Source organism: Streptomyces sp. CAI-85 (assembly GCF_013363615.1).
GTDB lineage: Bacteria > Actinomycetota > Actinomycetes > Streptomycetales > Streptomycetaceae > Streptomyces > Streptomyces antibioticus_B.
In genome coordinates, this window is record NZ_JAANNX010000040.1 from 39,744 (window position 1) to 46,577 (window position 6,834).

Genomic DNA, 6,834 nt, shown 5'->3' on the forward strand with positions numbered 1-6,834 from the left:
GCGCCGGTTAGGATGAGGATCGTTGACTCGTACACGCACAGGAGCCCCGCCGTGACCGCCGAAGCCCCGACCGCCCCCGCCCTCTCCCAGGGCCGGCTGATCCCCGTCACCGTCCACTTCGACGACCTGGACGCGCTCGGACTCCTGCACAACGCCCGCTACCCCGTGATGGTCGAGCGCGCCTGGACCGAGCTGTGGCAGGAGCACGGGGTGCGCTTCGAGGGCGACTGGGCGACCGCCGGCGACGCCTGCAACGCGGTGAAGGAACTGCGCGTCAGCTACGAGGCCCCGGTCACCCGCACCGGCACCTACGCCGTCCACCTCTGGCTGGAGCGGCTCGGCACCACCGGCCTCACCTACGGCTTCCGGTTCTGCTCCCCGGACGGCTCCCTCACCTACGCGCGGGGCACCCGGGTCCTGGTCCGCCTTGACCCGGCCACCCTGCGCCCCGCGCCGTGGAGCGAGACCCTCAGGAGCGCGGGCCGGGCACTGCTGCGGCCGGCGGACTGACTTCCGCGCCCCGGGCGCCCTTGCGCTCGCCGCCGCGCAGCACCCCGGCGAACACCACCAGACCGCAGGACAGCGCCGTGACCACCATGAACGACACCATCAGACTGGTGAGCTGAGCCACCCCGCCGATCAGGCTCGGCGCGATCAGCCCCGAGGTGTAGGTGATCGTCGCCACGCCCGCGATCGCCTGGCTGGGGTTCGGCCCGCTGTGCCCGGCCGCGGCGAAGCACAGCGGTACGACGACGGCGATCCCCAGCCCCATCAGCCCGAACCCGGCCATCGCGAGGGCCGGCTGCCCGGCCACGACGACCAGTACTCCGCCGGCCGCGGCGAGCACCCCGCCCGCCCGGACCGTGCGCACCGCGCCGAACCGGTTCACCACCGCGTCCCCGACCAGCCGGGCCACCGCCATGGTGAGCATGAACCCGGTCGTGCAGGCCGCCGCGAGACCGGCCGAGGAGCCGATGTGGTCCTCCAGATACACCGCGGACCAGTCCAGGCTGGCGCCTTCCGCGAAGACCGCGCAGAACCCGACCGCGCCGATCAGCAGCGCCGAGCGCGGCGGCAGCGCGAACCGCGGCGGCGGCTCCTCGTCCTCCGTGGGCCGCAGATCCAGCACCCAGCCGCAGGCCAGCAGGCCCAGCGCGGTGAGCACGGCCGCCGCCAGCGCGTGGTGCACGCGCGCGTCCGAGCCCAGATGGGCGGCGAGCGTGCCGCCCGCCGAGCCGATCAGGGCGCCCGCGCTCCACATGCCGTGCAGCCCCGACATGATCGACCTGCCGAGCCGCTGCTCGACCTCGACACCGAGGGCGTTCATCGCCACGTCCGCCATCCCGGCGGAGGCGCCGTACACGAACATCGCCAGGCACAGGGTGAGCATGTTCGGCGCCAGGGCCGGCAGGACCAGGGACAGGGTCCACAGGGTCAGCAGGGCGCGCAGCGCGGTCCGGCTGCCGAGCTGATGGGTGATCCGCCCGGCCAGCGGCATCGAGCAGGAGGCCCCGAACGCGGTGAAGGCCAGGGCGAGTCCGAGCTGCCCGGCGCCCACCCCGGCGTGGTCCTGGATCCACGGCACCCGGGTGGCGAACGAACCGGTCACCGCGCCGTGCACGGCGAAGACGGCCGCCACGGCGTACCGGGCGCGCCGTACCTCCGTCGGTGCCTGGACCACTGTGCTCATTCTCCCGCCCCTTCCGGACTTCCGTGCCCCCGCCGGGCTCCGCCGCCGTAAACTATCAGGAACCCTGCCTGATAAATAGAGGCCGGTGCGGAGGGCGCCTCCGGCCGCCCGTGGGAGGATCCCGGCATGCGCGCATCACCGAGCACCGCACGGGCCATCAACGACCGGCTCGCCCTGCGGCTGCTCCAGGACGAAGGCCCGCTGACGGCCGCGCAGTTGAAACTGCTCACCGGACTCTCCCGGCCGACCGTCTCCGACCTCGTCGAACGCCTCGCCGCCTCCGGTCTGATCGAGGTCGTCGGCGAGACCGGCGCCCAGCGGCGCGGCCCGAACGCCCGGCTCTACGGCATCGCCGCCGGCCGCGCCCAGCTCGCCGCGCTGGACGTGCGCACCGAGAGCGTCGCCGTCCTCGTCTCCGACCTGGTCGGCCGGGTCCTCGCCGAGGCGTCCGTGCCGATCGGCGGCGACACCGGCACCGGACCCGCCGTCGAGCAGGCGGTCACCCTGGTCGAACGGGCGGCGAAGGAGGCCGGCGCCGACCGGCTGCACACCGTCGGCATCGGCGTGCCGGGCCTGATCGACCCGGCGAGCGGCGAACTGCGCACCTCCTCGGGGCTGCCCGCCTGGCACCGGCGCCTGATCGCCGAACTCCAGGAACGCCTCCCCAAGGCCCGGGTGAGCGTCGAGAACGAGACCAACCTCGCCGCGCTGGCCGAGCGGGGCGAGGGCGCCGCCCGGGACCACGACACCTTCGTGCTGCTCTGGCTGGGCCACGGCACCGGCGCCGCCGTCGTCCTCGACGGCAGGCTGCGCCGCGGCGCCTCCGGGGGCACCGGCGAGATCGGCTTCCTGCCGGTGCCGGGCACCTCGGGACTGCCCTCGGCGACGGACTGCGAGGGCGGCTTCCACTCCCTGGCCGGGGCGGCGGCGATCATCGGGCTTGCGGGGGAGTACGGCATCGACGCGGGGACGGGAGCGGGCGCGGAGACGGACGGTGCCGCCGCCGGGGCGGCGGTCGTCGGGGCGGCGCTGCGCGCGGTGTCGGACGCCGGGGCCTCGACGGCTTCCTCCGCCGCGGCCGAGGGTTTTCTCGACGCGCTGGCCGAACGGCTCGCGCTGGGCGCCGCCTCCGTCGTCGCCGTCCTGGACCCCGGGTGCGTGGTCCTGGGCGGTGAGGTCGGCCAGGCGGGCGGCCCCGAGCTGGCCGGGCGGGTGGCCCGCAGGCTGCGGACCATGACCCCGCTGCCCACCGAGGTGCGGCCCAGCGTCCTGGGCGGCGGCGCGGTACTGCGCGGCGCGCTGCTCACCGCGCGCGAGGCGGCCCAGGAGACGCTGTTCACGACACCGCTTCAGACATGACGATCCGTCAAGATCGCTGATGGACAAGCCAGTTGTTTCACCGCCGACTGCGCGCCGCCAGGTACTCCTCGAAGGTCCCCTTGCCCACCGCGTGCTCCGGCGCCAAGTGACCGCCCGCGCGGAACTGACGGTAGGCCGCGCCCCACAGCCGCACGTTGACCACCGGACGGCTCCGCTTGCCGCTGGCCTTGAGGTACTCGCGGGCCAGCGACTCCAGGGTGCGCACCTCGGGACCGCCCAGGTCCGCCACCCGCCCCGCCGGATCGCCCACCGCCAGCTCCGCGAGCCGCCGGGCGACCTCGGCGACCTCCACCGGCTGGTCGCTCACCCCGGCGGGCAGCAGCAGCACTGGCACCTTCGCCAGCGCCTCGAACAACTGGAGCAGCAGATCGTGGAACTGGGTCGCGCGCAGCACCGTCCAGCCAAGACCCGAGGACTCCACCAGCTCCTCCACGGCGAGCTTGCTCCGGTAGTAGCCGAACGGCACCCGGTCCACGCCGACGATCGAGATGTAGACCAGATGGGCGACGCCCGCGTTCCGGGCCGCCTCGATCAGCAGCTCGGCCGCGCGCACGTCGTCGCTGCGCGGGCTGGACGCGCAGTGCACGACCGTGTCCACGCCCGCCACGGCCGCGTCCAGCCCGGGTCCGCCCTTCGTCAGATCCACCGCGTACGGCTCGGAGTGCCGGCTCAGCACCCGCACGTCGTGCCCGTCCGCGCGCAGCAGCTCGGTCACCAGCCGGCCGAGGGTTCCGGTACCGCCGGTCACCAGGATCGTGCTCATGCTCTTCAGCCCCTCGGAAGACACCGGGCGCTCCCGGCCGGAGCGCCTCTCCACAGCGGAGACCGGACAGCCCCGCGCGATGTGACAGCCCTCAGGCCGTCCGCGGGGGTGAGCGGCCTCACACCGGTCCGAGCTGACGCCGTACGAAGTCCAGCTTGTCGGGGTTGACCACGGCCCGCACGCCCGTGATGCCGTCCGCGCCGCATTCGAAGGAGAAGGTGGTGACCAGCGTGCCGTCGCCGTCCAGGGCCAGCAGCGCGGGGGCGCCGTTCAGCTCGGCGGGTTCCAGCGTCGTATCCGGAGCGACGGCCTTGAGCACGCCGGCCAGGAAGCGCAGCACCTTCGCGCGTCCCTCGATCGGCCGCAGCGCCGCCTTGGCCTTGCCGCCGCCGTCGCTCCACCAGGTGACGTCCTCGGCGAGGATCCGTTCGAGGCCGGCCAGATCGCCGTTCCTCGCGGCCGACAGGAACGAGTCGACCAGCTCCTCCTGGCGCTCGGGCGCCGCCTCGAACCGCCCCTCCGGCGCGGTCAGCCGCTGCTCCGCCCGCCGGTAGAGCTGACGGCAGTTGGCCTCGCTCAGGCCCAGCGTGTCGGCGATCTCCCGGTGCCCGTAGGCGAACGCCTCGCGCAGGACGTACACCGCGCGTTCCGTCGGGGTGAGCCGCTCCAGCAGGACCAGCATGGCGAGGGAGACCGCGTCGCGCTGTTCGGCCGACTCCAGCGGGCCGAGGGTGCCGTCGGAGGTGACGACGGGCTCGGGCAGCCAGTCCCCGACATAGCTCTCGCGCCGCGCGCGGGCCGAGGTCAGCCGGGTCAGACACAGCCGGGTGACGGTGGTGGCGAGCCAGGCGGCCGGGTGCTCGATCACGTCCCGGTCGGCGCCGCTGAACCGCAGATAGGCGTCCTGGACCATGTCCTCGGCCTCATGGGCCGAGCCCAGCATCCGGTAGGCCAGACCGAACAGCCTGGGCCGGTGCGTCTCGAACTCGTCGGCGATCGCGGTCGTCATGTACACACCCTGCCAGAGGGCGGGGCGGGGGACCGGGCCGGTGCCGCGTTGAAGGGCCCGGCGGCGGGCAAGGGCCGTCGTCACCGCCGCCGGGACCGCACGCGACGACCCTAAGAGGACTAGACCACTGAGTCAATAGGTATGGACCAATCCCAAGCGGGCCGAAAGGGAGGGGAGTTGGACCCCTCGGACCCGTGCGAGAAGTCCAGCGACATGGCTTGTGAGCCACCCCACACCGTTCACCCGGATAGACCTCTATCGGCCGTGGCACACTGGCCCTGTACCTAAAGCAGCGCACTCCGGGGTCGGTGAAAGTCCGAACCGGCGGTTACAGTCCGCGACCCGGTCACGTCCAGTGACCGGTTGACCAGGTGAAATTCCTGGACCGACGGTTAAAGTCCGGATGGGAGGCAGTGCGCGGCGGGCGAGCATCCGTGCGCGCCGCCGTCTGTGTACTCGTCCATGGACGAGTCCGTCCGGCGTCGCCCCGGTAGCCCTCGTCCGTCTTTCTGTCGTCCTCGACAGTGCCCCGGAGTCCGTGCCCGAATGAGGCAGGAGGACCCGGGAAGTGTTCACCGGAATCGTCGAAGAGCTGGGTGAGGTCACCGCCGTCGAGAATCTCGGCGACGCCTCCCGCTTCCGGCTGCGCGGCCCCGTCGTGACCGACGGCGCGAAGCACGGCGACTCCATCGCCGTGAACGGCGTCTGTCTCACCGTCGTCGAGCACGAGGGTGACGAGTTCACCGCCGACGTCATGGCCGAGACCCTCGACCGCTCCAGCCTCGGCGCCCTCGGCGTCGGCTCCCGCGTCAACCTCGAACGCCCCACGGCCGTCGGCGACCGCCTCGGCGGACACATCGTCCAGGGCCATGTCGACGGCACCGGCGAGATCCTGGCCCGCACCCCCTCCGAGAACTGGGAGATCGTCAAGATCTCCCTCCCCGCCGGCCTCGCCCGGTACGTCGTGGAGAAGGGCTCCATCACCGTCGACGGCATCAGCCTCACCGTCGTCGAGGCCGGCGCCGCCCACTTCACCGTCAGCCTCATCCCCACCACCCTCGCCCTGACCACGCTCGGCCTCAAGCAGCCCGGCGACCCGGTCAACCTCGAGGTGGACATCGTCGCCAAGTACGTCGAGCGGCTGCTCGCCACCACCACCGGGGGAGCGGAGCGGTGAACTCCCTCAACTCCGAGGCGTTCACCGTCCTCGGCCAGCACATCCTCTGGTCGGACATGACCGGCAACATCCTCGGTCTGACCGCCCTCGCCCTCGGCTGGCGGCGCTCCCTGTGGAGCTGGCCCGTCCAGTTCCTCTCCGGCCTGATCCTCTTCGGCGCCTTCTACGGCCATCTCACCGGCAGCGCCGGCAAGCAGGCCGTCGTCATGGCCGTCGCCCTGTACGGCTGGTGGCAGTGGAAGCGCCACACCGACGGCACCGCCGACCGCCACATCACCCCGCGCTTCGCCACCGGGCGCGAACGCGCGGCGATGCTCGGCGCCGCCGCCCTCGGCACCGTCGCCGTGGCCCTGCTCTTCACGGCCTACCCCAGCCTGTCCTGGGACCCCTGGCCGGACGCCTACATCTTCGTCGGCACCGTCGTCGCCATGTACGCCCAGGCGCGCGGCATGGTCGAGTTCTGGTTCGCCTGGCTCCTCGTCGACCTGGTCGGCGTCCCCCTCAACTTCGCCAACGGCTACGCCTTCTCCGGCTTCGTCTACGTCATCTACGGCGCGCTCGTCCTGTGGGGCATGCGCGACTGGTGGCTGCGCTCCCGCCGGGGCGCGCGGCCCGCTCTGGAAGGAGCGCCCGCATGAGCACGGCACCGATCCTGTACAGCACCGACGGCCCCGAGGACCTCGCCCTCGACCCGGTCGAGCAGGCCATCGCCGACATCGCCGCCGGCCGCCCGGTCGTCGTGGTCGACGACGAGGACCGGGAGAACGAGGGCGACCTCGTCATCGCCGCCGAGAAGGCCACCCCCGAGATCGTCG

8 protein-coding genes and 1 riboswitch are annotated in these 6,834 nt (G+C 72.9%); of the genes, 5 read left to right on the top strand and 3 right to left on the bottom strand.

The annotated features are described in order from the left end of the window. The first annotated feature begins 51 nt into the window (after nt 1-51). Nucleotides 52-510 (top strand): thioesterase family protein, encoded by a 459-nt coding sequence (locus tag G6W55_RS28305; RefSeq protein ID WP_175523624.1) that lies wholly within the window; start codon nt 52-54, stop codon nt 508-510. Here the strand turns inward: G6W55_RS28305 and G6W55_RS28310 are convergent. Next, nucleotides 470-1,690 (bottom strand): MFS transporter, encoded by a 1,221-nt coding sequence (locus G6W55_RS28310; RefSeq protein ID WP_175523625.1) that lies wholly within the window; start codon nt 1,688-1,690, stop codon nt 470-472. The two genes, G6W55_RS28305 and G6W55_RS28310, sit on opposite strands and share 41 nt — an antisense overlap. Nucleotides 1,691-1,816: 126 nt before the next feature. Here G6W55_RS28310 and G6W55_RS28315 point away from each other — a divergent pair, with 126 nt between their 5' ends. Continuing rightward, on the top strand, nt 1,817-3,049 hold the full coding sequence (locus G6W55_RS28315) for an ROK family transcriptional regulator (RefSeq protein ID WP_175523626.1): 1,233 nt from the start codon (nt 1,817-1,819) through the stop codon (nt 3,047-3,049). 37 nt (nt 3,050-3,086) lie between these two features. Here G6W55_RS28315 and G6W55_RS28320 read toward each other — a convergent pair whose 3' ends face one another. Then, nucleotides 3,087-3,833, bottom strand: a complete 747-nt coding sequence (locus G6W55_RS28320) for an SDR family oxidoreductase (RefSeq protein ID WP_175523627.1) — start codon at nt 3,831-3,833, stop codon at nt 3,087-3,089. Between the two features lie 118 nt (nt 3,834-3,951). Continuing rightward, on the bottom strand, nt 3,952-4,842 hold the full coding sequence (locus G6W55_RS28325; protein WP_175523628.1) for an RNA polymerase sigma-70 factor: 891 nt from the start codon (nt 4,840-4,842) through the stop codon (nt 3,952-3,954). Nucleotides 4,843-5,132: 290 nt separating this feature from the next. Further along, nucleotides 5,133-5,263, top strand: a riboswitch (FMN riboswitch). Nucleotides 5,264-5,410: 147 nt separating this feature from the next. On the opposite strand from G6W55_RS28325, the gene G6W55_RS28330 reads away from it, so the two are divergent. From G6W55_RS28330 to G6W55_RS28340, 3 genes are all read left to right on the top strand, one after another. Next, nucleotides 5,411-6,019: a riboflavin synthase gene (locus tag G6W55_RS28330; protein WP_175523629.1), complete on the top strand. Its 609-nt coding sequence runs from the start codon at nt 5,411-5,413 to the stop codon at nt 6,017-6,019. After that, a complete protein-coding gene (gene pnuC, locus G6W55_RS28335) occupies nt 6,016-6,657 on the top strand; it encodes a nicotinamide riboside transporter PnuC (RefSeq protein ID WP_175523630.1) in 642 nt (213 codons plus the stop codon). The genes G6W55_RS28330 and pnuC overlap by 4 nt, the downstream gene beginning before the upstream one ends. Then, the coding region (locus tag G6W55_RS28340) for a 3,4-dihydroxy-2-butanone-4-phosphate synthase (RefSeq protein WP_175523631.1) at nt 6,654-6,834 on the top strand (181 nt) is incomplete at its 3' end. The genes pnuC and G6W55_RS28340, both read left to right, overlap by 4 nt.